Below are 24,844 nucleotides of genomic sequence, written 5' to 3'. Positions count from 1 at the left end.
GAGACATTGGGTTAATGGGCTTTCAGCCCTTACAGGACGATAGGTCCGTACAGATCAATCTTGGTCGTCATCAACTATGAAAAGATCAAACTGGTTTACTGGCGCGGGTCTGTTGGCAACCCGGCGGACATGACGTTGAGAGATACCCAACGTGCGAGCGATTTCCGGTCCCCGGCAACCCTTCTCGCGTAAAGCTATTACATCACGACGAGCAGATTTGCGGGCTTGCATATGTGGCACATAGATAGGATCGCCCGACAGGAACTTACATAGCGCCGTACCATCCTCTTTGCCAAGAGCCTTAATAACAGGATGTTCATCGTTAGGAAATTTTGGAAACCGGACCTCTGTTCCACCAAAATGCGCAATCAGCTTCAATGTCACTGAAACGCCGAGCGTATCAGTGACATCCTGAAGCGATGCGGGAATTTTTGGCAGGGACGGTGATTGCGTCATGCAGCCGCTGCCCCGCGCTTTTCCATAGCCTTCAGGACTTTGATAATCGGATCGGCCTGCTCAAACGTTAGAAAATCCGGGTCATCTATTTTCGTGTGGCCCTTTACAAAGGTCCGCAAGGCCGAGCGAGAACCGTCCCTGATAACACCCTTTTGATGGCAAGAGCGCCAAAGAGCGTGGATCAGGCGGATATACGGTTTGGTTGCAACGGGCAGCTTTTTGCCGCCGGTTTTCATCTTAAAGCCTAGACGCTTCAACTCATCTATTACAATAAGCCGCTGGCGTTCTGACATGACACGAAGCGAATTAATGCCCGTCATGCGAACATAAAGAGCGCGTTTCGTTTCATCATCTAGCCCGAGTTGCTGGCAAGCGATATTGATGACTGCAATAGTATTCATGCTAGAAGCCCGCGCTGTGCTTGCACTAATTTTCTGCAAAGACTAACGTCAGCCCAATTCTTTTGAGGAAATTGAGTATGATCAGGTTGATTGCAAACGGCGTCTTTGGGGCATTGAGCTTCGCACTCGCCTTCATGGGCTATGCTGCTTGGGAGATTGTTATCAATCAAACAAGCGAACTTACGGCGACCTTTTTCGTATACATGATGATGATTATGATCGGTTTCGTGATCTCGGCCACATGCGCCTTGTTGTTCGGTAAAAAAGTAAGATAATTTCTCGGATAGCATCATCTTGCACCACCGATTAATTTCTGCGGCTCTCTTCCATTCACACCACGCGAAATATTTACATTCTCTCCCGCCATCGCACCTGCATATCGGGCATGATCGAAGCGGGTTTTCTTCGCAGGCGTTTTGATGGTTCGCGTGTCTGGATAACGACGCTCGCGTTCGAATTCCGCTTCACGCAACGCAATTGCAGAAATGTTCGGCTTGAAGAGATTGTAGAGTTGCCCCTTTAAACTCGCGACTAGGCCAACGGTAAAATCTGTCACAGCCTGTTTGCGCGTGGCGGTTGAGCGGCGACGACTATAAAACTCGCCCTTCTTAAAGCGCTTGATTTCATGATTAATTGCGGTCTCGCACACATCATGAAGATAAACGGCAATTTCCGGTCCCGGCTCTTTGCCGACATAGATCATGACACGACCATCAAGCGAACTGGACATAAGCGCCGCTGTATTCGTGCAATGTGCTATAACTGGCCAAAGTGATGCACGGGCAGATCGCAATGATCCAGTCAAACCGGCAGCGTCTTGCGTCATCTCTAGATCATTGTCATGAAGGCCATGCTCAAGCATCATTTCGGCAACCTTGGCAGCGGCCTCCATAGCCTCTGCCTCAGTGAAGCCCCGCGCCGTTGTGCGCTGACGCAGGGCATTAATACGCTTGCGGATTGCTTCAGAAATCATATCTGCCTCACGCATTCGCCAGATCAAGCGGAATACGGGCTGTGTTTCCCGTATCCTTATCGACGGAATAAAACCGGGCATGTTCCTTCGAGGCCATGACGCGAACTGAATCAGAAATCACCGTCATGGCCTTTTCCCATTCGCCTGTGTCGTCGGTGATTTTCAGACGTTTTAGGCCGAGGATGCGATCAGTGTTGAGCTTGCCCTGTTTATCGACCTGAAACGCCTGATCAATCAGAGCGCGGATATTGTCGTTAGAGCCTTCCGACCACCGACGAATGCAGCCGTCAATAATCTCCTTGGCAACCTCCAGTTCAGGGCCAAAGGTCAAGGTTTCAGAAACCTGAATGGTCAAGCGCAGGCTGGTATCAACCGTGGTCAGCGTTATGTTGCCCTTGGTACCACGGCGCTTGACGTTGTATTTTTCCGCCAGCAGTTCGCGATACGCCACCACATCGTCAAAGACCTCGGTACGAAGTGTGGCCAAAATCCGGTTCACTTCTGCCGCTTTGATCGTGAGACGGCGAACGAGCTCATCTTCCTCAATGTGCTCTGGTTTAATAGCTGACAGGGCAATCATTTCGCCCTTGCCCTTATTAACATACGACACGCCGCCGTGTTCTTCGGTCGGGATGGTTGGTGAAATTCTAACGTTCATTGTGATGGTTCCTTCTGGAAAGTGGTTCACGCTACATCGCCGCCATCGCCATGGATGACGGTGAGTTGTGGGCGGGGTCGATTGGATGGGCGAAGCGGAACTACGACGCTGCCGCAGGCATTGGTCAAAACCGGCCTAACGCCGAGTTTTTCTTCCATGTTCAACGCTTCATCTTCAAACATGACGAGGGCGATCGCGAAGCTCTGGAGGTTCTCGCCAGAAATCACGATGTCGCCGCCGTTGTGTTCAAGCAGAGCATTCTGAAATTCGCGGCGCATTTCACGGATGTTGTCAGAGAGCATTTGTAGTCTCCTTTTGAAGTTCTTCAGGTGATGAGGGGAATGAAAGCAGCTGATCATTCAGCGGTGCGTGTGGACGGCCTGTCAGATACTCAATCGTCATTTCCATGTGCCGCGCCTCAAGTTCCATCAGGCGAAGCGTTAGAAGCAATTCAGGAGCATCTACCTCTCGGACGAGAGGCATAAGAAAAGCGCGCCACTGCACCACTGTGTCAGACAGCATTTTTCACCTCGGAATTGGTTGAAACGGGATTGTGAGGGCAATTCCGGCAAGCCGCCCAATGGCGCAGCTTGTCGGGATCGCTTGTCGGCATGGGGGCGCTTGCATGATGGCGGCAGGCTTCCGGCGTCAGATCGCTATGCAGATACGGACACCACATTTTGCAGGCGTACATAGCCATGACTTTCGGTGCGAGCTTGGCCGACACCTTGTCCATCTTGGCCGAGTACTTCCCGTCGCAGATCAGCGAGATTGCAGTGCGGGAAACACCAAGCTCATCGGCAATCGCCTTTTTCGTGCGCTTAGGCTTTCCAGCTTCTGCGCGCAAAACATCAACCCATTTTGGGTCTGCCAAAGTCATGAGGTTCATCTGTCGCATAGCGAACCTCGGTCATCTGCGGTGAAGCGCTCGAGATTGTGGTCCCACAATGCGCGCAATGCTGATCGCCACTCTGGAGCAACTGGCCCCGTATCTTTGATAAGTCTGAAACGCCTGCAACTTTTGCTGTTCTGCCGAGAACCGCTCTTGCTCGGCGGCATAGCTACGACGTATCTGGAGCGGCTGAGATGACGCAAATAGCCAAGCAGATTTTCTTCCGGGTTTTTGTCATCCTTGGCGGCAGCAATAACCACATCTGCCACCATAAACGTTCCGCTCATGCGCATCGCGTTCCAAGCACGTTGACGAAAGGTGCTGCGCCAAGGGCGACGGCTCTTGCATGTCAGCGGACCACCAATAGGACCGCTCGTTATCTGTTCGCCACGCTGTGCTGCTTTCACGCCCTTCGGCGTCAGGCAATAGCAACCAATCTCAACGCGATCCAAGTATCCACGATTGATAAGGCTGGCTGCTCCGCCAGAAATCTGCTTGCGGTTTAACGGTAGCACCGCTTCTAACTGGTCAATCGTCTGACAGGTCCCGTCAGTCAGGTGCTGCAATATGATGGTCGAAGCTTCTCCCGGTGCGCATTTCATTAGAACGTCTCCGGGATCATGACTGGCTTATTTGAATGACGATTATTCATGATGACCTGACCGGCCATGTCGGACAGGGTCACGCCTTCATCACCTGCATCAAAGCGCAGGCCAAAGCGTTCAATATTGGCGATGGCTTCCAGAACCTCGCGGTTCAAGCCCTGACTGACCTTCAGAACGAAATCTATCAGGTCATCGGCCACTTTGACTTCGCAACGCGCCGTTATCAGCGCCTTCACATCATCCTTGGATGCTGGCTGGAAGCTAACCCGCTGCGACACACGCGAAGCGACCTGCGGGAACCGTGCCAGATGATCAGCGACCTTTCCCATGCCGACAAGAACAGTCGGCAACTCAATCATGTCCGAAATATCGCGGATAGTTTCGAGAATGCTCGACTTGGAGGAAATATGATCCGCCTCATCAATGACCAGCCCGAAAGCCCGGCGATCCAACATGGCCGAGTTCTGGCGCATCGCCAGTTCCTCTAACGCCTTGGCATATTTTTTCGGGAACGAATGCGGCGGCGTAACCCGCAGATTTTCCAAAAGTTCGTTCATGAACCAGCTTGGCGACCATTCCTTTTTAGCGCGCAGATACACACACCCATTCTGCGCTACCCAGTGTTTCAATGTCGTGGTCTTGCCAAGTCCAGGCTGACCATCAATGACGACGAGACAAGCTTCCTGCGCGCCACGCTGTTCGAGTGCGGATAGCGCACCCAAAAAGCGTTTTACGTTGGCTGTCTCGACAAACTGGTTTTTCATGCGTATTTTCCTTCGTGTGTTGAGGTTGTCAGGCAGCGGCGCGGATGATGTTTCGAAGCGTTTCCACATCGATGCCTGACAATCGGAATAGTTCAATTGCAGACGGCTGCTGTAAGCACCCGCGCAAGACGCGAACCTGATTACTAGTTAGACTTTCGGGATTCTGGATCGCCCAAGCTGCAAGCTCTTCATCAGATGCAAAGGTCCGACGCTTTGGCTGTTGTTCGGATTGCGCCGGTTTCTGATAATCAGACAGCTTTTCCACGTTAGAGACTGGAACCAGATCAGGTGTGATGTCGATGATCGGCATCGCGTCATTGGCTGGCTGGTCGATGAGGAACGGCGTGATGAATTCCTGCTCGGCATCGCGCAGCTTGGCACCGGCCCGTTTGATACGACCTTGACGGCGCTTTTCTTCCGCTGCCTGTTGGAATGTCTTCGGCACATAATCCTGTTTGTTGCCGGTGAAGTCGGCAACGCAGATCAGCGCACCCGGCTGGCCTTCTTCACGGTCGATCTCGCGCACCCAGACAAAGCGAGCTTCATCAAAGTCATAGCCGACCATGACCTGTTCACCGTGATAGGCTTCCAGTGCCGGATGGAAATACTGGTTGTTGTTCCACTCAATGAGACTGCGCCGAGCGATACGGATTTCATATGGACGGAACAGATCGTCAATTTCATCCGAGGCAACGGAAACAGGCTCAAAGCCGTCCCTTACATGCTGCGCCCAAAATTCGTCGGGCGAATAATGCCGATACTTTCCGCTCGCCTCATCCATGAAACGCGGAAGTCCGCGATGTGGCGCTGCATTGTATTCGGCAATTGCCTCAACGCACATGGTGCGAAACTCATCCCATGACGGCAGTAGCCGGGATGCGCCAAACAGCTTGAGTTCCTGACGCGAAGTCTTGTGAGCAGCTTTCGACGCTTCCTTATCCATCGGCGCGCCGAGATAAGAAGGAAGCTTCTGTGCCAGCGGGTTCCAGACCGAGCCATTGAAACGTTCGATAATACCTTTGGCCTGCGAATTATATGGCAGCGCATGCATCTTCGTGATTGAAAGACGGCCCATTAGGCCATTCACATCGGCGTCAAAGGTCTTGTTCTTATAGCCGGGACCACGGTCGGTATAGAAGATGGCTGGAATACCATGGCTGACGCAGGATTTGCGCAAGGCTTCCGTAACGGAAATCACGTTTTCCTTGAGTGCTATGGAAAAACCGACGCACTTGCGCGTTGCCACATCCAGAATAGAAGTGATTTCCGGCTTAAATGCTTTCCCGGTGACTGGATGCGCAACTTCAGCGTCGAATGTCTTGCCGTCTGCCGTATAGATCGTGGTCGGAAACAGGTTCTCGGTGGAACGCTGAATATAGGCCATACGCGAGCGCAGTGTCAGAAGCCCTTCGCGTCCGACATTCTTTTCAATATCGTTGAGCTTGGTCCGCAAGGTGTAGCGAACTTTTTCAATGGTGAGAGCCGTTGCCGGATTGACCTTGCGATAATCCTTTAACGCTTCACTGGCGGCAGGCTTCCCCGGCTTGGCATAAAAGGTAAGAAAAGCTTTGAACTCTTCGGTGACAGGTTCTTCAATCTTGGTCAAAGCCGGGGCCAATGCGACGATACCGCTTGCATCCCGTTGACTGAACCACGCGTAGATCGTGGCGCGGCTTATGCGGAAGTCGCCGCCAGCACGGTCATTGGCAAGGCGCAAAGTATCTTCCAGCAAGCCAAAGCCATTCGCATCGACCAGCAGTGACACACGTTCAAGCAATGTGCGTTCGCGACCCGTCAAAGCCTCACCGGCTTCAACTTTTTCTAACGCTATCTTGCGCTCGGCATGTTCTTCTTGCGACTGTATGAAATCCAAAATTGCTTTGCGGCGACCCCAGCCACCCATCATGACATTATAACGGTCGATAGCAGTGAGGATTTCGCCACGTGCTTCCATCGCCTGACGCTGGCGAAAACGAAGCGACGTGACAGAAAGTTGAGCGACTTTGCGCTGCTCAATTTCGGCGCGGCGTCCTTGTGCAGCAATCAGGACCGTCTTGATTTCCAGACCATCTATGACATTTTGCAAGACTTCTGGAAGGAGCGAACGGTGGTATTGATAACCACCTCCGACAGCAGCACGTTTCCGGCACAGATTTTCCGGCAGGAGGCTCCATCCATTTTCCTGTGCTAACCGGCGTACATGGCGTTCGGAGTTAGGGAACACCGATGCTTTCAAACCACGGTCCTTAGCAATTTTTGCCAGTTCTCCAGCTGTGAACCACTCGTTCATCGTCTTGCCTTTCTGCTGGCTGCAAGCGCACGAATACGGGCCTCAACCTCATCGCGGTGATCTTCCAAAAGGCGCTCTTCAATCAGGTCGGCATATTCATCTTCAATCACGGTCAGACCAAACTCACCCGGAACAAAGCCGAGGAGTTCTTTCGCCCCAGTCGCATGGACGAGCGCGATAAACGCATCGAGTGGAATGCGGTGATTGTCAGAACTTTCCGAAGTCCATTTGTAGAGCGTGGCGGATGTCACTTCGCGATCAAGAAATTCACTCATCTTCTGCGCTATGATTTCACGGCTCAGTCCCCGTTCTTCGCGTACATCACGAAGGGCATGGGAAACCAAACGCGCTATTTTGCTGTCCAACCGTCCGCGACCGATCACGTCCGCGCTGTATCCGACAGCCACTTTCGGCGGCTCCCAGCTAAACAGGTCTTTGGTGAGGGGATCACGACGGCGGGCCATATTCAGATGACACCCCGGCGCTGGAGCGACGCGATAATGCGCGTTTCGTTTTGCTCAACAACTTTGTCCAGCTCCGTATCTTCCAGCTTGGCGAAGAAGCTGCTCAACACATCAATGCTTTTCCTCATCTCAGCGAGACGCTCATCGACGACCGAAGCTGCTACCGTATCAGGCAGGCCTTTCAGGCTGTTTCTGACGGTATCGAGCTTCTTTTCTGTAGCGGTTTGCGCAACGCCGTTAGCGAGAATAGAAATCGCTTCTGGTACAGTCTTCGCCTTTGGCGGGTTACTGAAAAGCAGGTCGAGTAATTTCGCTTGATCGATATGCGACCGCTCGGAAAGCAGCTTCAATCCGGCCTGATGATCAGCAAGCCATGTTCCTGCGCAACGCTGACGTGAGTCAACGGCGAGGTCTTTCCAGATTTTAACGGCAATTTCTATCGAACGGCGCGAAAGACCAATCTTCTCGGCTGTTACCGCTGCAAAGCCAAAGATTTCATCGCTCTCACAATCAGAACGAAATTTTTGCGTTCTGATTTCAGACTTACGATCACCACCATTTTTCGTTTCTGGATGCAGGCGTTCATGCACCTGTTTCAACTCATAAAGATGATGGCAACGGTCGAGTGCATTCAACTCGTTACGACCAAGATTTTCCATCACCTCTTCAAGGCGAGCTTCATCATCCGATGCAGCGTTAGAAATCCGAGCCGGAATGGTGCTCCATTCAAGCAAGCCAAATGCAGTATAGCGGTGCAAACCAGCCACAAGGCGCGGGAGGCCATCAACCATCCGAACCGTGATCGGATTGATCAATCCTTGTGCGGCAATCATGAAAGCGAGCGCCTGCGCCCAGTCCATATCCAAGTCGCGAGCGCGATCTTCAGGAACTTCGATGTCAGAGAGCTTGATATATTGGGAAATAGGTTTGACGACTTCCGGCAAGCCAGTAACAACATGCTTGGTCATGCTGCCCTCACAACGAAAGCTGCAATTAACGCCACCTGTGCCGAGAACATAACGGCAAGGATAATGGCTATCGCGATCCAGAAGAAAACCGCATCAGCGGCAGTCGCGTTGTCAGAAACGCGGAGGAGTTTTGACAATGGACCGGTCATTACGCAGCCTTCCTGTCAAAAGCAGCGTTAGATTTTTGACTTTCTAACGGGGGCCATTTCGTAGTATCGAGAATGCCGGAGCTTTTCTTTGGGTAACGATCCGGCCAGAGGTTTTCCGGCTTCTGGTCGATGAATGTCGCAAGCGCTTCCTGACCCGCATAATGGGTCATGGTTTTGACCTTCCGCAAAATGGAAGGATGTAGGCCAGAACGAACGGCAAGTTCGGTTAGCGTCATGCGGCGGCGGTGGACTTCGGCCTTGATAGCCTCCCAGTCCATGATCGGCTTTTTCTTACTCATAGCGAAACTCCGCTTTGGAAGCGGGCGTAGCAGCGCCCGCTTTTTAAGGGTCATTTGGTCACAAACGCGAAACGCCGTAGCGGTTCGCACAAATAGGGATAGACCACAATTGCGTATTTATCAATACGCAATTGTGGTTCTTTTGGTGTTGATTTGGCTAAACCTGAAAATCCGTCAAAAACAGAGTTAGGCGCGAGAATTAGGCTTATCCGTAAAGAGCTTGGAGATGTTGAGCGTGAAGTTTTCGCGACTGATCTGGGCATCAGTAAAAACACACTTGCGTATTATGAACGCGGTGAGAGGACGCCTGACGCTACAACATTGGCTGCTTATAGAGACCGATTCGGAATCAACATTAATTGGTTGGTCGCGGGTGAAGGACCGATGCGTAGCGAAAGCACCAACGCCTTTGAAAGTAATGGGAAAGATACTGAAACAAAATTGACCCAAGTGTCGCCCGACATGATTTCACTTCAGCGATACGACATTCAAGCGGCAGCGGGTGATGGGATTATTCCTGTCGGCGAGAATGGCGAAGATAGCGGCATCTCAATTGCTCGTTCATTCTTGCGCAGGATAGGTGCTCACCCAAATTCATGTGTTCTCCTAGAATCAAAAGGAGACAGTATGCTGCCGTCTATTCCGGGCGGCTCTTTGCTGGTCGTGGATAGAAGTAAAACGGAAATTGAAGACGATATGGTTTTCGTCTTTCGCGTTGGTCCCGGCATCAAGGTCAAACGGGCCGTGTGGCGGATCGATGGGAATCTTGACCTAGTGTCGGACAACGACAAATACCCGCCCGAAACCTATGGGCCAGATCGCGCAGATGAAATTGCACCCATTGGTCGGGTGATGCTCATTCTGCGGGAGCCTTGAAGGCGTTAGATTGGTTTAACTCAAGTCTCATTTCTAACGCTTACTGGCAGATTTTTCTTTGTCCGACTTTATTTTGTGCGTATTTTGACTAAGTCTAGAGAAATAATCTTTTATTTCAAGGTGATAGGCAAAGTCGGACTGCACTCGCCAAACTCGGACAAAATGTCCGACTTCAACACTATTCCCGCTTGTTTATGTCCCCACATTCGCGCGCACAGCGCCGCCGAATCGCTATCGCTAATTGAAAGTTTAAGACTGGACATGCCTCATCCTGCGGTCTTTCTGCGCAAATGAGCGCCCATGCGAATGGAAGCATCCAGTTCGACGCCGGAATGTTCGATAACTGATAAAGAATGCGCGTTTTGCTCCCACTTTCACCGCGCTTTTTGCATGCCTGTCCACGGCGCGCACGGGCCGCTTAAGCCAATTTCTCTATATCAAACAATCGCTTGTCATAATTTCGATGACTATCGTCCGTGTCCAGAAGGTATTACCCCCCTACACAGACGCGCAAAGCCAGTTAATCCGCTGCCAATTGTCGTGCGTGCCGGAATATCGCGCGCTGTAATGCGGATGCGTTGCGGTGCATAGCGAAGCTTCGGTCTTTGGGTTTCGATCAAATCAAGCGTCACACGCCAACTGCCGTTATCCTTATATTCGAGCGCTGCCACCCTTCCTGTAATGCGCGTCGCGACCTCCGAGCCTAACAATTGCGTGGCTCGCCACTCTGTTTCAAATTTTCCCGCAATCACTCCCAACTGAAGCGCAAGGGCCAGCGTTAGCAACCGCGATGACAGAAAATGCCTGCGTGATAAAACTCGAACACCACCAAGAGCGGTTAGAATTGCCAGAATGGGCAACCAATGAGGTTCAAATGAGAGTGTGAAATAGACAATCGCCCCGATGCCCATGAAGACCGGAAACAGCAGGAAAAACATGCCCCTGCCGATTTCCCTTAGCATTGCAGCACTTAAGTTGAGCCACGCAAGCGAAGTCAGCGCCGACAGTCGCTGTGATGGGGTTCGATGCTGTTGTGGTAAGATGGGAGATAAATCTTCGCTTGCTTTATAAGGTATCCAAGGTTCGGGCAATAAGGCGCGTTCAAGCCCCGCGGACATGTCTTTGACAAATACCCGTTCGCTTATTTCCTGTGTGTCCCTTATGCTCGTCATGCCCCGCCTGACTGCAAAAGTGTTCCCCGATCGCGCGAAGCCCTTGCGCACTGTGCTGCCTATGCTACATGAACCCCAGTCAAAATCGATAGGGTTCTCACTCAAGAATCCTTGACGCCTGTAGATTATGAACAAACGGGCGCTACATATTCAAAATTCTGCCTCGTCCAGCACATCTGCTGTACCCTGACGCGGCCTTTATAGTGGAGCTGTCATGTCGAAACCGGTCGTAACCCGTTTTGCCCCCTCGCCCACGGGTTTCCTTCATATTGGCGGAGCCCGGACCGCCCTGTTCAATTGGCTTTATGCCAAGCACAGCGGCGGCAAAATGCTGTTGCGCATCGAGGATACCGACCGCGAACGCTCCACGGATGCAGCAACGGCTGCAATTCTCGACGGTCTGACATGGCTTGGCCTTGACTGGGATGGTGACGTCATTTCGCAGTTCGAACGCGCACCGCGTCATCGCGAAGTGGCTGAAGAACTGGTTGCCAAAGGCAAAGCCTACTATTGCTATGCAACGCCGCAAGAGCTGGAAGACATGCGCGAGAAGGCCCGGGCCGAAGGCCGTCCGCCGCGTTATGATGGCCGCTGGCGCGACCGTGATCCATCCGAAGCACCGGCAGGTGTAAAGCCAGTCATCCGAATCAAGGCACCTCGCGAAGGCGAAACACTGGTACGCGATGCCGTACAGGGCGATGTGCGTTTCCCGAACAAGGATCTTGATGATTTCATCATTCTGCGTTCGGACGGCAATCCAACCTATATGCATGCCGTTGTCGTCGACGATCATGATATGGGGGTCACCGATATTATCCGTGGCGATGATCACCTGACCAATGCGGCACGCCAGACCGTGATTTATGATGCGATGGGCTGGGACGTTCCGCAAATGTCACACATCCCGCTGATCCACGGCGCAGACGGTGCAAAACTATCCAAGCGTCACGGCGCACTGGGCGTTGATGCCTATCGCGCCATGGGTTATCTGCCGGAAGCGCTGCGCAACTATCTAGTTCGCCTTGGCTGGAGCCATGGCGACGATGAAATCATGTCAACCGAACAGATGATCGAATGGTTCGACGTGAAAGACATCAATAAAGGCGCGGCACGTTTTGACTTTCAGAAACTGGAAGCCATCAATGGCGTTTATATGCGTAACAGTGATGATAAAGCACTGTTTGATGCTCTCATCGCTGTGCTGCCGGAAATTGAGGGCGGCGAAGAGCTTGCAAAAGCCCTTGATGACAAGGGACGTGCGCAACTTCTCACCGCAATGCCGGGCCTTAAGGATCGCGCAAAAACGCTTGTCGAGCTGGCCGACGGCGCGAAATTCATTTTCGCACAGCGTCCGCTGAAATTCGATGAAAAAGCAGCCTCCCTGCTCAATGATGAAGGCCGTGCAGTTCTCAAAGCTGTGCTCCCGCATCTTGAAGCAGCCACAGACTGGACCGTTGAATCGCTGGATGCAGCCGTTCGCGCGCATGCGGAGGCCGTTGGCCTGAAACTTGGTAAGGTGGCACAACCTCTGCGCGCCGCACTGACAGGCCGAGCAACATCTCCGGGTGTATTCGACGTTCTGTTCGTTCTGGGCCGAGACGAGTCGCTTGCACGTATAAAAGATCAAATCGTTTGAAATCCCAGCTTTCACGCTGACGTGACAAAACGGGCTTAATTAGTACAAATTACGCATTGCATCGCAAAATCATTGGGATAGTTTGGCGAGCGAAATCGTTAGGGTAATGCGTTGAAAAACCGGGTTCCCGCGAAAGCGGGAAACATCCAGAGATTACGAGAGACAAGTTATAACGACGATTAAAATTCAGCCGCCATACGGGCGGCAAAGTGGACACGAAAGGAAACACGATGTCAGATAAGACAGCAAGCTTTACCCTCGACGGCAAAACATTCGATCTGCCTGTACGACAAGGCACTGTCGGGCCAGAGGTCGTCGACATCGGGCCACTTTACAAGAACGCCAACGCTTTCACTTATGATCCAGGTTTCACATCGACGGCTTCGTGTGAATCCAAAATCACTTATATTGATGGCGATAAAGGTGTTCTTCTTTATCGTGGTTATCCGATTGATCAGCTTGCTGAACATGGTGACTTTCTCGAAACCTGCTACCTGCTGCTTTACGGTGAACTGCCAACAGCAACCCAGAAAGCTGATTTCGATTACCGCGTAACACGTCACACGATGATCCATGAGCAGATGACGAAGTTCTTTACGGGCTTCCGTCGTGATGCGCACCCGATGGCAGTGATTGTGGGCTGCGTTGGTGCAATGTCGGCTTTCTACCATGACTCGACCGATATCACCGATCCACATCAGCGCATGGTTGCTTCAATCCGCCTGATCGCCAAGGTGCCAACGCTTGCCGCAATGGCCTATAAGTATCACATTGGCCAGCCGTTCATGTATCCAAAGAACGACCTCGATTTTGCGTCGAACTTCCTGCACATGTGCTTTGGCGTTCCATGTGAAGAATATAAGGTCAATCCGGTTCTGGCGCGCGCTATGGACCGTATTTTCATCCTGCACGCTGATCACGAGCAGAACGCATCGACCTCGACCGTTCGTCTTGCTGGATCGTCGGGTGCCAATCCGTTTGCGTGTATCGCCGCAGGCGTTGCCTGTCTCTGGGGCCCGGCACATGGTGGCGCCAATGAAGCAGCCCTCAACATGCTGGCTGAAATTGGCACGGTAGACCGCATTCCAGAATTCATCGCACGCGCCAAGGACAAGAACGATCCGTTCCGTCTGATGGGCTTTGGCCATCGCGTTTACAAAAACTACGATCCACGCGCGAAGATCATGCAGAAGACCTGCCATGAGGTTCTGGGCGAACTCGGCATCAAGGACGATCCGCTTCTCGACGTTGCTCTGGAACTCGAAAAGATCGCTCTGACCGATGAATATTTTATCGAAAAGAAGCTCTATCCAAACATCGACTTCTATTCCGGCATCACCTTGAAGGCTCTCGGTTTCCCAACCGAAATGTTCACGGTTCTGTTCGCACTCGCCCGCACCGTCGGCTGGGTCGCGCAGTGGAAGGAAATGATCGAAGATCCACAGCAGAAGATCGGCCGTCCGCGCCAGCTCTACACAGGATCTGCGGAACGCGATTACGTACCAGTCGCAAAGCGCAAGTAATCGTCGTTCGATATGCAAAAACCCCGGCAAATCGCCGGGGTTTTTATTTGTCTTGTTTTTCCAGCGTTCAGCGTTTTCTACCGTTCTCTGCAAGATCAAGCAAAACCTGTGCGCCAATCTCGCCCGATGGGCGTTCTGTCGCCATGATCGAGGTAACTTTATCAAAGCCGTCAAGCTGCGCCTGCCGCGAAGCTGTCTTCTGCATCAATTGCTCAATATAGCGCGCAAGATTACCGGGCCTCACCGACTCATTGAAGAATTCCGGCACAACTGGCTGGTCTGCAATAATATTGGGAAGAGCCGCACTCCAGATCGTAATACGGGAGATCAGAAACTGCCGCGCGAACCAGTCAGCTTTATAGGAAAGAACTGTCGGAATATGCGACAGCGCCAGCTCCAGCGAAACAGTACCCGACGCGGCCAATGCCGCATCCGCACGCGAAAAAGCATCCCATTTGGCCTCATCACCAGTCACAATGAGAGGCTTAACGGCCCAGTCCTTTGACATCTCACGCACCGTTTCTTCAATGCGCGGCAAGGTTGGCAGAATAACTTCGAGTTTTTCAACACGTTTCGAAAGTTCCGCAACCGCCTTGCCGAATGGCTCCATAAGCATCTGAAGCTCGCCACGGCGGGAACCGGGAAGCAAAAGCAGGCAACGTGACCCGTCGGGCCAACGTGTCATCTCGGCTTTACGTTGCGCCGCCTGCACTTTCAGAATCGACGCATAACTGCTCAAACGATGCCCTACATAGGTCGATTGCGGTCCGTTGAGCCGCTTCATCACCTCGACCTCAAACGGCAAGACTGTCAAAACATGATCGACATAGGCCCGCATGGCTTTGGCTCGCTGCGGCCGCCATGCCCAGACACTTGGGGCAATATATTTGACGATAGCAATAGACGGGTCAGCCGCACGTATTTTCTTTGCAACGCGATGGGTAAAATCGGGACTGTCAATCAGCAAAACGCAATCCGGCTTTTCAGCAACGATCCGCTTCGCCGTCTGCCCAATACGCAGAATAAGGCCGGGCAAGTTTTTGAGAATTGCACCAAGCCCCATGAGTGCAATTTCATGAGGATCAAAAAAACTCTTCAAGCCGCGCTCGGTCAGATGCGTGCCGCCGACACCAACAATATCCACAAGTCTGTCGGTCTGGCCACGAAGAGCATCTATCAGATCGGCGCCAAGAAGATCGCCGGATTCTTCTCCGGCCACGATTGCTATTTTCAATGGCCGGCTGGTTTTACTCACCCTTATATGTCCTTTGTGCTTCGACTGATCGTCTCGATAAAAAGGCCTTTTTCATTTGCCGCAGCCAGGGTTTCACCAAGGCCGAGAATGAAGGTGCGCCCCGCTTCAATCGCGATTCCGGAAAGGCCAGCCCGCGCTGCATTTTCCACCGTGGACACACCGATCGCTGGCAAATCAGCGCGCTCATCCTGCCGTGGCTTGGCCATTTTGACAAGCACGCCGCCGCGTTTTGAAATTCTGCCCTCCTGACGCAGCGCAAAAACGCGCTCAATCATCAAGTCGGTGCCTTCAGCCCCCTCAAGCGCAACAACACGCCCCCCAGCCGCAATAGCGCCCTGCCCGACATCAAGTTCACCCAGGCGAAGCGCTGCGTCCATTGCAAGCGCGATATTCCGGCGCTCACGCGAATCTGCTCCCAAACGGGTCAAACAACGCGCAGGTTCGGGGGACAACAAGTCTGGCACAACTTCGTGCGCTCCAACCATTTTAAAGCCGTAGCGCTCCAGCAAGCGCATAAAGGCGCGCAACAGCGCATCATCGCCCTGACTTAGCGCAACCAAAACATACCGCGCAGCCCGGATTGTCGGTAAATTAAGCTTCAAATCGCTCAGATGCGGTCGATTGCGAAGGCCACCGGCCAGAACCACTTGCGAAACGCCAGCAGACCGCATGGCGCGCATCAGCATGCCAAAATCAACAGCCGAAATTTCCTGATGATCATAATCATAAAGTGAAGCATCAGCTTCACCGCGCAACGGAAGCACAAAAGGCGGATTTCCATCCGCCTTCAGAGCCTCGGCAACTTTAATCGGCAAAAGACCATTGCCAGCAATAATGGCCGTGCGCGGGCGCATTATCGCGCTTTTCCCGCTATCAATCACCGTCACCATCATCCATCGCTCCGCCTATGGATGAACCAAGCGGCGGCGTACAATAGGCGCGTTTATTTTCAACAAGAATGAAGGAAATCAGGTCCTTCACACCATCGGAGTCAGGAATTGCCTTGAGAACGTCCTGCGCGCGTTCACGCACAGGCTTGGAGCGATCAAACAGCATATGCACCGCGTGGCGCAGATTATGGATATCCTTGCGCTGCATACCGGAACGCTTCATTCCGATGATATTCAGACCACCAAGATACGCATGGTTGCCGATCGCACTGCCGTAAGGGATGAGATCATGTGCAAGTGCGGCCATCCCGCCAACAAAGGCATGATGTCCAACGCGCGTGAACTGGTGAACAGCCGAACCACCGCCAAGAATCGCATAGTCACCGATCTCGACATGACCGCCGATCATGACGTTATTGGCGAATGTAACGTGATTGCCAACATCGCAATCATGCGCCACATGCGCATAGGCGAGAAACTGGCAATTGTCGCCAACACTTGTGAAGCCGCGACTGCTGTCTGAACCGCGGTGCATGGTGACACCTTCGCGGATAAGGCAATTCGTACCCACTGTCAGTCGGGTCGGTCCGCCTTTATGCTTTCCATTCTGCGGATCGCAACCCAGAACAGCATGCGGATATACCTTTGCGCCAGCGCCGAGCGTTACCGCGTCGCTGACCACAACATGGCTCATCAGTTCCGAGCCATCACCGATGATAGCACCAGACAGCACATGGCAAAAAGGGCCGACAGATACGCCCTGCCCAAGTTCCACACCCGCCTCAACGAGAGCAGTAGGGTGGATAAAAGTTTCCTTCATTGAGGTACTCACGCCTTCTCTTCGGCTACGCCAACCATCGCGGCGACTTCAGCTTCGGCCACCTTTACGCCATCGACCTCTGCTACGCACTCAAATTTAGAGATATTTCCGCGCTGTTTGATCTTTTTCACGTGAAGGTGAAGCTGATCGCCAGGAACAACAGGGCGACGGAACTTGGCTTTGTCGATTGTCATGAAATAGACGAGGCTCGGCTTATCAGCACCATTATGAAGAACTGTGATTGCGCCAGCTGTCTGTGCCATGGCTTCAATGATCAGAACGCCCGGCATAATCGGCTTGTCTGGAAAATGGCCGGTAAAATGCGGCTCATTCATCGAAACATTCTTGATGCCAGTCGCAGACTGATCGCCATCAATATTAATGATACGGTCAATGAGCAAAAACGGATAACGATGCGGAAGCGCACGCAAAATATCCTGAATGTCTGCGGTTTCCAGCTTCAGATTAGCATCACTCATCAGAGGATTGCTCCTTTCTTGGTTTCCCGATGCTTCGGATATTCGCAATATCTCGGAACCATTGCTTGATTGGTCGAGCAGGGACGCCCCCCCAACGCTCACCATCGGGTATGTCATTCATAACGCCGCTTCCCGCAGCAATCTGCACACGCGAACCGATAACGACATGATCGGCAAGGCCGACACTGCCACCGATCATGGTCTGATCACCGATAACAACACTGCCGGAAATGCCACAAAGTGCAGCCACAACGCAAAACCGGCCAAAGCGCACATTATGTGCAATCTGCACAAGATTATCGATCTTGGTGCCTTCACCGATAATCGTGTCGTTCAATGCTCCACGGTCTATCGTGGTATTTGCACCGATTTCCACATCATCCTGAAGAATAACGCGGCCAAGCTGAGGTACCTTTTCAAGCCCGCGCGGACCCGGCACATAGCCAAACCCATCCTGCCCGATGCGAACACCCGGATGCAAAGACACACGATTGCCGACCATCGCAAACTGAATGGCAACACCCGGCGCAATATAGCTATCGCGCCCGATCTGACAGCCCTCACCCACAACAGCCGTGGCTGCAATCAGCGTGCCGGAACCGATGCTGACATTTCTGCCAATCATCGCGCCGGCTTCAATCGTTGCACCCTCTTCAATCTTCGCAGATGGATGAATGAATGCAGAAGGTGAAATGCCGGTCTCGCCCAGCCAGCTTTCAGGCCGCACGGCAACAGGAAACAGCATCCGTCCAACGGACGAAAAATCACGGTGTGGATTGCGGGTAACAAGTGCGGCAATGCCGGGAGGAACGCTGTCTGCGACATCTTCGGAGCATAAAACGCCTGCGGCTTTCATACCGGCAAGCGCTAACGCATTTCTCTTGCCATCAACAAAAACAAGCGCATCGTCACTTGCGTCGCTTAAAGACGCCAAACGCGCAACAGCACGCGGCGCAAGCTTCGGGTTACGAAGGCTTGCACCGGTGAAATCTGCAATATCGCCGATCGTGAGTTCACGGGAAGGCTTGAAAAAAATGGGATCTGCCATCAAAGCACTTTCTTGCCCGGGGCATGTCTGCCCCGGGAAAAGGCAAATCTATTAGAACTTGGTCGAAACACCGAAGTTGAAATTCTGAACCTTATCGGTATCAGCCTTAGCAACTGGGAATGCGTAGTCAAAGCGCAACGGACCAAACGGCGAAGCCCACATCAAGCTGACACCGACCGAAGCGCGGAGCTTCTTGTCATCGCCGAGAACAGGTTGACCACCAAGCGAGGAACTGTTTCCGTAAAGTGTCGCTGCATCAGCAAACAATGCACCGCGAATACCAAGGCTTTCCGGAACAACAGGCATCGGGAACTGAACTTCAGCCGTAGCATTTGCGTAGGTGGTTCCACCAAGCCAGTAGCGGTTGCCGTTTCCAGCGTCCTGATAAGGACCGATACCGTTAAACTTGAAACCGCGGATCATATCCGAATTGTTCTTGAACATATCGAAGATACGAACGCCATCATTGCCGAACTCGTGGATGTAACCACCGCCAACACCCAGCATACCGACAATGTCAGCTTCCTGTGCGAGTGTCTGATAGTAGTTAGCCTTGAACGTGGTCTTGATGTATTTCGCGTCGCCGCCCAGACCTGCAAACTCCTGATTGAAGCGCGCATAAATACCATCATGCGGATTCTTCATATCATCAATGGAGTTATAGGTCAGCGAGTAGCTGATCGAAGAACGAAGCCATGGGCTATGCTGGCCAGCTTCGATGAGCGCTGGGGCATAATAGTTCGGGTCTGGGTTGCCCTGGGCGTCAAGAACGTCAAGCTTATACTTTTCCTGAACGAGATTGTAAGCAAGACCAGCCGAGAAGTTATCCGTAATCGGAAGACCGAAACGAATCGTGCCACCCGTCTGCTCAACGTCGTAACGACCACCGCTGCTCACGCGATATGAGCGGCGGAATACGTCAAACCCGGCCGACATGCGATAGCCAAGGAAATATGGCTCGGTGAACGACAAGGCGTAGTTACGCATCTTGTCCTGACCGGCACCGGCACTGATACGGACGAACTGGCCACGTCCGAGGAAGTTACGCTCGGTAATCGCAGCTTCAACCTGCGCGCCCGGCGAATCACCACCCGTCGTATAACCACCGCCGATCGAGAATTCACCGGTCGACTTTTCGACAACATCGACAATCAGGATCACCTGATCAGGCTCTGCACCCGGCGCGGTCGACACATTAACTGTCTGGAAGAAATCGAGCGCTTCAAGACGACGCTTCGCGCGCTGAACCATAACCTGATTGAAGGCATCGCCTTCATTCATGTCGAACTCACGACGAATAACATAATCACGGGTCTTGTCGTTGCCACGGATCTCAATGCGCTCAACATAAGCGCGCGGACCCTGATCAACACTGTAAACAAGCGAAATCGTGTTGTTTTCGAAATCACGGTCACCACGAGGCTCAACCTTGGCAAACGCATAACCGCTACCGGCGACGTTTTCGGTGATAGCCGTAACCGAATCTTCAACTTCCTTGGCGCTGTAAGGCTTACCCGTACGCGTCTTCACAAGACGATCGAGAGCCTGCGTATCAACACCTTCTACGGTGCTTTCTACGGTTACATTACCGAAATTATAACGCTGACCTTCGTCAACATTGATGGTGATCGTGTATTCGTTGGTCGCCGGATCAAGCACAGCATTCGACGACAACACACGGAAATCCGCATAGCCGCGATTGTAGTAGAAACGACGCAGCGCTTCTTCGTCAGCCTGCAAGCGACCTTCATCGTAAACGTCGTTACGGGTCAACCACGACAGCGGGTTCGAACGCTTTGTGGAGATCACATCGCGCAGACGACGCGCGCTATAGACGTTGTTACCGACAAAATTAATGTCAGCGATCTTTGTGCGACCACCTTCTGTGATCTCATAGACCACATTGACGCGGCCCTGACCAAGATCAACCGTCCGTGCATTCACGATCGCATCGCTGCGGCCGATATGTGCATAGGCACCCTTAATGGCTTCCTTGTCAGCTTCCATCACCGCAGCATCATAAGGCGAGCGCGGCTTAAGCTGGATAGCGCGAGCAAGGTCAGGATCCTTGATCTTCTTGTTGCCCTGGAACAGGACGTTATTGACGACCTTACGTTCATCAACATGGATGACAAGCGTGCTACCGGACTGATTGATGCGAACATCAGAAAACAGCCCCATGGCATAAAGACGCTTTACGGCGTCATCAATATCAGTGCTGTTGAAAGCTTTGCCTGGGCGAATATCGATATTGTCACGGATTGTCTGCGCATCAACGCGCGAATTTCCGCGCACTTCGATGCGATTGACAACAGCAGCCTGAGCAGCATTGACCGACACCAGAGAAAGCGCAGCCGAACCCGAAGCTACAAGAGCAACTGACATGGCGAGCGCTGAAGCGGCACCAAAGAATTTAGAACTTGCCGTCATGGGCTTTCCGAACCTTCGTTTCTTTCTGTCCCCGGGGCGATTTTCCCAGAAATGCACGTATAGATACAACCGTAATAACCGGTTTTTCTATACAAGCAAGCGCCACAGTTAAAATCTGTTTACTTAAGCAATTAGCGTGGCATCCATGCCACGCGATTTAATGTTTATGGTAAACAGATCACTACGCTTTTCCAGTCCTCGCTCCCAATGTTCATTTCTGATTAACACCTCTGCACAGTTTTTAATGTGCGTGGTGCTTCTTGAAAAATGGCAGGCCCCGCCAAAATAACAACGCGACCCGGTTCCTCGTCGACCAATTTGCCCAGTGATCTAGCAGGCAAACAAGTCGTTGAAAAGTACGAACCCCATGAATCCCGTAACAACGAGGAATCCAACGCGGTAAAAAATCTCCTGCGCGCCGACAGACACAGGGCTGCCCTTGATCGCTTCCACGGCATAAAAAACCAGATGCCCACCGTCCAAAGGCGGCAACGGAAACAGGTTCAGAAGCCCGATACCGATGGAAAGCATGGCTGTGAGCTGAATCAACCAGTCAAATCCCTGGCTTGCGGCCTTGCCCGCCATATTAGCAATCTTAACAGGACCACCGAGTTGGCACTTATCTTCGCGTCCAACGGCAAAGCGCTGAAAAAATTCTCCGGTCCGGCTGATGATATGGCCGGTTTCCAGAATCGCCTGCCCCACTGATTCGAGTGGACCATATTCAATCCTGCGAAAATTTCCGACTTCCTGCGTGATTTCCACGCCGATTGCACCCATCTTGACTTTATTGCCAAGGGGATCGGTGCGTTCAACGAGCGCTGGCGTGGCTTGCAGATCAACCAGTTTGCCGTCGCGCTCCACTGTGAAGTCTAAAACATCACCCGAGCGACCGGAAACAATCCGCTGCACATCAGCAAACGTCGTAATCTTCTGCCCGTCGACACTCATAAAGCGATCACCCGGCTTAAAGCCAGCCTCAGCAGCCGGTGTGTTCGGCTGAACACCGGCAACAAGCGGATCGGCAATCTGTCGACCATACAGGCCAAAAAATACGCTGAAGATAACAACCGTGAGAATGATGTTGAATGCAGGACCGGCAAACACCGTTGCAGCACGCTTCCAGACCGGTTGGGTATGAAAAGCCCTGCTCTGTTCTTCTGCACTGAGAGTGGAATTATCCACACCGACAGGCGAACTGGTGGCACTCTCATCGCCCAGAAACTTCACATAGCCGCCAAGCGGGATAGCCGAAAGCTTCCAGCGCGTGCCGTGTCGGTCGTTAAAGCCGATCAGTTCTGGTCCAAAACCGATAGAAAAGGCGCTCGCACCAATGCCGCACCATCTGCCAACCAGATAATGTCCCATTTCATGCACAAAAACGACAACAGTCAGCACAAACAGAAATGGAATAATCGTCCCTACGAACAGACTTTCACCACCAATGAAAAAGGCAAGAGCCTCCTGCAAATTACCACTCCTACAAATTCATACGCTGTCAGAAACTAAAAAATATGGCTGATGGCACATCAGGCTCTGCAATAATAGCACCAAATAGGTACAAAATAGCGGCAGCAGCCACAAGTCCATCAACGCGATCAAGAACACCACCATGCCCCGGCAGAAGACGACCAGAATCTTTAGCGCCGAACTGACGCTTCACCCATGATTCTGCGAGATCGCCGATCTGCGAGACAATTGACAACAAAAGCGCCAGCAGCGGGACAATAAAACTTCCCGGAGCAGCAACAAGCGATGCGACCAGAATGCCACCCGCGACAGCGGCGGCAGCACCGCCCAAAGCGCCCGACCATGTTTTGTTGGGCGAAAAGCGCGGCGCAAGTTTCGGCCCACCGAGCGCGCGCCCATTGAAATAGGCAGCGATATCGGTCGACCATACAACTGCAAACAGGAAGCAGATAGCTGTGAACCCGAACGGCTCGTCGCCACGCAACAACGAAAGGGAAATTGCAGAAAAACCCGCATAAAAAAGACCGGCAGCAGGCCAGCCGCGCCCGGTCTTCCACTGCGTTGCCAAAAGAACAATCGAACCTGCCAACAGGAAACCAATCGTCAGCAAGGCCCCACGATCAAGAATCAAAAGCACAAAGGTTACCAGCAACCAACCCCAGCCAAAGAAACGTGAAAATAACGTCTGCTTTGTCGCGCTCAGTTCCGCCCACTCATAAAACATCGCCAGCCCAATCGCGATGGAGAACAGAGTGAACCCCAGCCCGCCTATCCAGGTCAGCCAAAGAGCTGCGGCTCCGAGAACAATGGCGGTCAGAATACGCGTTTGCAGATTTGACATTGATACCTTTCGGCTAACTTAAACTGTGAGAGCGACTATTGTGCGCCCCAACAGGTGCACGGCGCTCTATGCGGTCAGGCCACATCAAACCGCGGCACCTTTTGCTGGCGTGCATTCGATTGCGGGTGAGCACTCTTCGAGCTTGTTGGGCACCTCTACGCCACCAAAACGACGTTCACGCTGACGGAAAGCCTCATAAGCAGCATCAAGATCAGCGGCCTTGAAATCAGGCCAGTGTCCCGGCACGAACAGAAATTCGGAATAGGCAGCCTGCCAGAGTAGAAAATTAGAAAGCCGCATTTCGCCGCTCGTACGGATAATCAGATCCGGATCAGGAATTCCGGCAGTATCAAGATTAGCCGAGATCAGCTCCGGCGAAATAGAAGACGGATCAAGGCGCCCTGCCGCCACATCGGCTGCAAGGCTCTTCACCGCACGCGCGATTTCGTCACGCGACCCATAATTGAACGCGATAATCAGATTAAGGCCGGTATTTTTGCGCGTCAGCGATTCAGCTTCCGTGAGCAAGGCGCAAATATCAGACGCCAACCCGTCCCGCTCGCCAATGATGCGCACACGAACATTGTTGCGATGCAGTTCGGCAAGGTCACGCCGGATGAAAAGCTTGAGCAACCCCATAAGATCGCCGACTTCACCGCTTGGGCGCGACCAGTTTTCAGATGAAAATGCAAAAAGGGTGAGATAGCCAAGCTTGCGATCACCAGCATAGCGCACCGTCTCGCGCAATGCTTCAACGCCGGCCCTGTGGCCAGCGCTTCGCGGAAGCCCTCGCGCCTTCGCCCAACGTCCATTACCGTCCATGATAATAGCTATATGGCGCGGATCGGACATATCGCTGCTCTCCCTCACTGAAAAATCATGCGCGGCCTAAACCTGCATGATCTCCCCTTCTTTGACGGTAACAATCTTGTCCATTTCAGCAATGGTATCGTCAGTCAGCTTCTGGACTTTTTCGGAAAGTCCGCGGCTGTCATCCTGACTGATGTCGCCGTCCTTCTCCAGCTTTTTCAGCGTGTCCATACCATCGCGACGAACATGGCGTGCAGCAATACGGCCCTGTTCGGCATATTGATGCGCAATCTTGACCAGCTCTTTACGACGCTGTTCGTTCAGTTCGGGCAAAGGAATACGCAGCGTCATGCCGTCGGTGATCGGATTGAGACCAAGACCAGAATCACGAATCGCGCGCTCAACCGCACCAACCATGGTCTTGTCCCACACGGAAACCGAAAGCATACGCGATTCTGGCACAGTAATATTGGCGACCTGATTGATCGGCATTGTGGAGCCGTAAGCTTCAATCGTGATCGGTTCGAGCAAGCTTGCTGATGCGCGGCCTGTACGCAGGCCACCAAGGTCATGCTTCAGCGCGTTAACGGCGCCTTCCATGCGGCGCTTCAGGTCGTTGATGTCAAAAACATCGCTCATGCAATTTCTCCTTCAGTGCTTGGGGGCAAGGTCAAT

At 52.6% G+C, this 24,844-nt stretch carries 29 protein-coding genes; 4 read left to right on the top strand and 25 right to left on the bottom strand.

Annotated features, from left to right (window positions below):
- Positions 1 to 54: 54 nt before the first annotated feature.
- Together OPR82_RS09735 and OPR82_RS09730 are read right to left on the bottom strand one after the other, a co-directional pair.
- Positions 55 to 456: a helix-turn-helix domain-containing protein gene (locus tag OPR82_RS09735; RefSeq protein ID WP_265984593.1), complete on the bottom strand. Its 402-nt coding sequence runs from the start codon at positions 454 to 456 to the stop codon at positions 55 to 57.
- Entirely contained in the window at positions 453 to 857 is a 405-nt protein-coding gene (locus OPR82_RS09730; RefSeq protein WP_265984592.1) for a regulatory protein GemA, read from the bottom strand. The genes OPR82_RS09735 and OPR82_RS09730 overlap by 4 nt, the downstream gene beginning before the upstream one ends.
- 77 nt (positions 858 to 934) lie before the next feature.
- Between OPR82_RS09730 and OPR82_RS09725 the strand changes: the two genes are divergently transcribed.
- On the top strand, positions 935 to 1,132 hold the full coding sequence (locus OPR82_RS09725) for a hypothetical protein (protein ID WP_265984591.1): 198 nt from the start codon (positions 935 to 937) through the stop codon (positions 1,130 to 1,132).
- 14 nt (positions 1,133 to 1,146) lie between these two features.
- Here OPR82_RS09725 and OPR82_RS09720 read toward each other — a convergent pair whose 3' ends face one another.
- From OPR82_RS09720 to OPR82_RS09665, 12 genes are read right to left on the bottom strand one after another with little or no spacing between them, the layout of a single operon-like run.
- Positions 1,147 to 1,830 carry a DUF7168 domain-containing protein gene (locus OPR82_RS09720; protein WP_265984590.1) on the bottom strand — a complete coding sequence of 228 codons (684 nt, stop codon included), beginning with the start codon at positions 1,828 to 1,830 and terminating at the stop codon, positions 1,147 to 1,149.
- A 7-nt stretch (positions 1,831 to 1,837) separates the two neighbouring features.
- Positions 1,838 to 2,488, bottom strand: a complete 651-nt coding sequence (locus OPR82_RS09715; protein WP_265984589.1) for a DUF3164 family protein — start codon at positions 2,486 to 2,488, stop codon at positions 1,838 to 1,840.
- Positions 2,489 to 2,514: 26 nt separating this feature from the next.
- On the bottom strand, positions 2,515 to 2,790 hold the full coding sequence (locus tag OPR82_RS09710) for a hypothetical protein (protein WP_265984588.1): 276 nt from the start codon (positions 2,788 to 2,790) through the stop codon (positions 2,515 to 2,517).
- A complete protein-coding gene (locus OPR82_RS09705; protein WP_265984587.1) occupies positions 2,780 to 3,010 on the bottom strand; it encodes a hypothetical protein in 231 nt (76 codons plus the stop codon). The genes OPR82_RS09710 and OPR82_RS09705 overlap by 11 nt, the downstream gene beginning before the upstream one ends.
- Complete coding sequence (locus tag OPR82_RS09700; protein ID WP_265984586.1) at positions 3,000 to 3,368, bottom strand: MarR family transcriptional regulator; 369 nt, start codon at positions 3,366 to 3,368, stop codon at positions 3,000 to 3,002. Before OPR82_RS09700 ends, OPR82_RS09705 begins: the two co-directional genes overlap by 11 nt.
- 5 nt (positions 3,369 to 3,373) lie before the next feature.
- Positions 3,374 to 3,982, bottom strand: a complete 609-nt coding sequence (locus tag OPR82_RS09695; protein WP_265984585.1) for a hypothetical protein — start codon at positions 3,980 to 3,982, stop codon at positions 3,374 to 3,376.
- Positions 3,982 to 4,749: an AAA family ATPase gene (locus OPR82_RS09690; RefSeq protein WP_265984584.1), complete on the bottom strand. Its 768-nt coding sequence runs from the start codon at positions 4,747 to 4,749 to the stop codon at positions 3,982 to 3,984. The genes OPR82_RS09695 and OPR82_RS09690 overlap by 1 nt, the downstream gene beginning before the upstream one ends.
- Before the next feature lie 28 nt (positions 4,750 to 4,777).
- Complete coding sequence (locus OPR82_RS09685; protein WP_265984583.1) at positions 4,778 to 7,039, bottom strand: Mu transposase C-terminal domain-containing protein; 2,262 nt, start codon at positions 7,037 to 7,039, stop codon at positions 4,778 to 4,780.
- On the bottom strand, positions 7,036 to 7,503 hold the full coding sequence (locus OPR82_RS09680) for a hypothetical protein (protein WP_265984582.1): 468 nt from the start codon (positions 7,501 to 7,503) through the stop codon (positions 7,036 to 7,038). The genes OPR82_RS09685 and OPR82_RS09680 overlap by 4 nt, the downstream gene beginning before the upstream one ends.
- A 2-nt stretch (positions 7,504 to 7,505) precedes the next feature.
- The gene (locus OPR82_RS09675) at positions 7,506 to 8,471 is read right to left on the bottom strand and encodes a ParB N-terminal domain-containing protein (RefSeq protein ID WP_265984581.1); all 966 of its coding nucleotides are present in this window, start codon (positions 8,469 to 8,471) and stop codon (positions 7,506 to 7,508) included.
- Positions 8,468 to 8,620 carry a hypothetical protein gene (locus tag OPR82_RS09670; protein ID WP_265984580.1) on the bottom strand — a complete coding sequence of 51 codons (153 nt, stop codon included), beginning with the start codon at positions 8,618 to 8,620 and terminating at the stop codon, positions 8,468 to 8,470. Before OPR82_RS09670 ends, OPR82_RS09675 begins: the two co-directional genes overlap by 4 nt.
- Positions 8,620 to 8,919, bottom strand: a complete 300-nt coding sequence (locus OPR82_RS09665; protein WP_171380196.1) for a helix-turn-helix domain-containing protein — start codon at positions 8,917 to 8,919, stop codon at positions 8,620 to 8,622. Before OPR82_RS09665 ends, OPR82_RS09670 begins: the two co-directional genes overlap by 1 nt.
- Positions 8,920 to 9,072: 153 nt before the next feature.
- On the opposite strand from OPR82_RS09665, the gene OPR82_RS09660 reads away from it, so the two are divergent.
- Positions 9,073 to 9,795: an XRE family transcriptional regulator gene (locus OPR82_RS09660; RefSeq protein ID WP_265984579.1), complete on the top strand. Its 723-nt coding sequence runs from the start codon at positions 9,073 to 9,075 to the stop codon at positions 9,793 to 9,795.
- 467 nt (positions 9,796 to 10,262) lie between these two features.
- Here OPR82_RS09660 and OPR82_RS09655 read toward each other — a convergent pair whose 3' ends face one another.
- Entirely contained in the window at positions 10,263 to 11,018 is a 756-nt protein-coding gene (locus OPR82_RS09655; RefSeq protein ID WP_265984578.1) for a competence protein ComE, read from the bottom strand.
- 163 nt (positions 11,019 to 11,181) lie between these two features.
- Between OPR82_RS09655 and gltX the strand changes: the two genes are divergently transcribed.
- Positions 11,182 to 12,603, top strand: coding sequence for a glutamate--tRNA ligase (gene gltX / locus OPR82_RS09650; RefSeq protein ID WP_265984577.1), 1,422 nt, complete (start codon positions 11,182 to 11,184; stop codon positions 12,601 to 12,603).
- A 230-nt stretch (positions 12,604 to 12,833) separates the two neighbouring features.
- Positions 12,834 to 14,126, top strand: a complete 1,293-nt coding sequence (gene gltA / locus OPR82_RS09645) for a citrate synthase (RefSeq protein WP_265984576.1) — start codon at positions 12,834 to 12,836, stop codon at positions 14,124 to 14,126.
- A gap of 67 nt (positions 14,127 to 14,193) precedes the next feature.
- Here gltA and lpxB read toward each other — a convergent pair whose 3' ends face one another.
- The 10 genes from lpxB to frr form a co-directional block, all read right to left on the bottom strand.
- Entirely contained in the window at positions 14,194 to 15,381 is a 1,188-nt protein-coding gene (lpxB, locus tag OPR82_RS09640; protein ID WP_265984575.1) for a lipid-A-disaccharide synthase, read from the bottom strand.
- 2 nt (positions 15,382 to 15,383) lie between these two features.
- Complete coding sequence (locus tag OPR82_RS09635; protein ID WP_265984574.1) at positions 15,384 to 16,274, bottom strand: LpxI family protein; 891 nt, start codon at positions 16,272 to 16,274, stop codon at positions 15,384 to 15,386.
- Positions 16,255 to 17,091, bottom strand: a complete 837-nt coding sequence (gene lpxA, locus OPR82_RS09630) for an acyl-ACP--UDP-N-acetylglucosamine O-acyltransferase (protein WP_265984573.1) — start codon at positions 17,089 to 17,091, stop codon at positions 16,255 to 16,257. Before lpxA ends, OPR82_RS09635 begins: the two co-directional genes overlap by 20 nt.
- Positions 17,092 to 17,099: 8 nt before the next feature.
- Entirely contained in the window at positions 17,100 to 17,570 is a 471-nt protein-coding gene (gene fabZ / locus OPR82_RS09625; RefSeq protein ID WP_265984571.1) for a 3-hydroxyacyl-ACP dehydratase FabZ, read from the bottom strand.
- Positions 17,563 to 18,618 (bottom strand): UDP-3-O-(3-hydroxymyristoyl)glucosamine N-acyltransferase, encoded by a 1,056-nt coding sequence (gene lpxD, locus OPR82_RS09620; RefSeq protein WP_265984570.1) that lies wholly within the window; start codon positions 18,616 to 18,618, stop codon positions 17,563 to 17,565. The genes fabZ and lpxD overlap by 8 nt, the downstream gene beginning before the upstream one ends.
- Positions 18,619 to 18,669: 51 nt before the next feature.
- On the bottom strand, positions 18,670 to 21,048 hold the full coding sequence (gene bamA / locus OPR82_RS09615) for an outer membrane protein assembly factor BamA (protein WP_265984569.1): 2,379 nt from the start codon (positions 21,046 to 21,048) through the stop codon (positions 18,670 to 18,672).
- A 330-nt stretch (positions 21,049 to 21,378) separates the two neighbouring features.
- Positions 21,379 to 22,518 carry an RIP metalloprotease RseP gene (gene rseP, locus OPR82_RS09610; RefSeq protein ID WP_265984568.1) on the bottom strand — a complete coding sequence of 380 codons (1,140 nt, stop codon included), beginning with the start codon at positions 22,516 to 22,518 and terminating at the stop codon, positions 21,379 to 21,381.
- A 28-nt stretch (positions 22,519 to 22,546) separates the two neighbouring features.
- Entirely contained in the window at positions 22,547 to 23,359 is an 813-nt protein-coding gene (locus OPR82_RS09605; protein ID WP_265984567.1) for a phosphatidate cytidylyltransferase, read from the bottom strand.
- Positions 23,360 to 23,443: 84 nt separating this feature from the next.
- Positions 23,444 to 24,229, bottom strand: a complete 786-nt coding sequence (locus OPR82_RS09600) for an isoprenyl transferase (protein WP_265984566.1) — start codon at positions 24,227 to 24,229, stop codon at positions 23,444 to 23,446.
- Positions 24,230 to 24,247: 18 nt separating this feature from the next.
- A complete protein-coding gene (gene frr, locus OPR82_RS09595; protein WP_265984565.1) occupies positions 24,248 to 24,808 on the bottom strand; it encodes a ribosome recycling factor in 561 nt (186 codons plus the stop codon).
- Positions 24,809 to 24,844: the final 36 nt, after the last annotated feature.

The organism is Ochrobactrum chromiisoli, from assembly GCF_026241335.1.
In the GTDB taxonomy this organism is placed as follows: Bacteria; Pseudomonadota; Alphaproteobacteria; order Rhizobiales; family Rhizobiaceae; genus Brucella; species Brucella chromiisoli.
Note: the sequence above shows the minus strand (reverse complement) of the source record. Positions and strands in the feature narration are given on the sequence as shown.

Bases quoted from the DNA above. Each gene is read 5' to 3' on its own strand.
- OPR82_RS09735 (WP_265984593.1), bottom strand. From the start codon at position 456: ATGACGCAATCACCGTCCCTGCCAAAAATTCCCGCATCGCTTCAGGAT.
- OPR82_RS09730 (WP_265984592.1), bottom strand. From the start codon at position 857: ATGAATACTATTGCAGTCATCAATATCGCTTGCCAGCAACTCGGGCTA.
- OPR82_RS09725 (WP_265984591.1), top strand. From the start codon at position 935: ATGATCAGGTTGATTGCAAACGGCGTCTTTGGGGCATTGAGCTTCGCA.
- OPR82_RS09720 (WP_265984590.1), bottom strand. From the start codon at position 1,830: ATGATTTCTGAAGCAATCCGCAAGCGTATTAATGCCCTGCGTCAGCGC.
- OPR82_RS09715 (WP_265984589.1), bottom strand. From the start codon at position 2,488: ATGAACGTTAGAATTTCACCAACCATCCCGACCGAAGAACACGGCGGC.
- OPR82_RS09710 (WP_265984588.1), bottom strand. From the start codon at position 2,790: ATGCTCTCTGACAACATCCGTGAAATGCGCCGCGAATTTCAGAATGCT.
- OPR82_RS09705 (WP_265984587.1), bottom strand. From the start codon at position 3,010: ATGCTGTCTGACACAGTGGTGCAGTGGCGCGCTTTTCTTATGCCTCTC.
- OPR82_RS09700 (WP_265984586.1), bottom strand. From the start codon at position 3,368: ATGACTTTGGCAGACCCAAAATGGGTTGATGTTTTGCGCGCAGAAGCT.
- OPR82_RS09695 (WP_265984585.1), bottom strand. From the start codon at position 3,982: ATGAAATGCGCACCGGGAGAAGCTTCGACCATCATATTGCAGCACCTG.
- OPR82_RS09690 (WP_265984584.1), bottom strand. From the start codon at position 4,749: ATGAAAAACCAGTTTGTCGAGACAGCCAACGTAAAACGCTTTTTGGGT.
- OPR82_RS09685 (WP_265984583.1), bottom strand. From the start codon at position 7,039: ATGAACGAGTGGTTCACAGCTGGAGAACTGGCAAAAATTGCTAAGGAC.
- OPR82_RS09680 (WP_265984582.1), bottom strand. From the start codon at position 7,503: ATGGCCCGCCGTCGTGATCCCCTCACCAAAGACCTGTTTAGCTGGGAG.
- OPR82_RS09675 (WP_265984581.1), bottom strand. From the start codon at position 8,471: ATGACCAAGCATGTTGTTACTGGCTTGCCGGAAGTCGTCAAACCTATT.
- OPR82_RS09670 (WP_265984580.1), bottom strand. From the start codon at position 8,620: ATGACCGGTCCATTGTCAAAACTCCTCCGCGTTTCTGACAACGCGACT.
- OPR82_RS09665 (WP_171380196.1), bottom strand. From the start codon at position 8,919: ATGAGTAAGAAAAAGCCGATCATGGACTGGGAGGCTATCAAGGCCGAA.
- gltX (WP_265984577.1), top strand. From the start codon at position 11,182: ATGTCGAAACCGGTCGTAACCCGTTTTGCCCCCTCGCCCACGGGTTTC.
- gltA (WP_265984576.1), top strand. From the start codon at position 12,834: ATGTCAGATAAGACAGCAAGCTTTACCCTCGACGGCAAAACATTCGAT.
- OPR82_RS09635 (WP_265984574.1), bottom strand. From the start codon at position 16,274: ATGATGGTGACGGTGATTGATAGCGGGAAAAGCGCGATAATGCGCCCG.
- lpxA (WP_265984573.1), bottom strand. From the start codon at position 17,091: ATGAAGGAAACTTTTATCCACCCTACTGCTCTCGTTGAGGCGGGTGTG.
- fabZ (WP_265984571.1), bottom strand. From the start codon at position 17,570: ATGAGTGATGCTAATCTGAAGCTGGAAACCGCAGACATTCAGGATATT.
- lpxD (WP_265984570.1), bottom strand. From the start codon at position 18,618: ATGGCAGATCCCATTTTTTTCAAGCCTTCCCGTGAACTCACGATCGGC.
- bamA (WP_265984569.1), bottom strand. From the start codon at position 21,048: ATGACGGCAAGTTCTAAATTCTTTGGTGCCGCTTCAGCGCTCGCCATG.
- OPR82_RS09605 (WP_265984567.1), bottom strand. From the start codon at position 23,359: ATGTCAAATCTGCAAACGCGTATTCTGACCGCCATTGTTCTCGGAGCC.
- frr (WP_265984565.1), bottom strand. From the start codon at position 24,808: ATGAGCGATGTTTTTGACATCAACGACCTGAAGCGCCGCATGGAAGGC.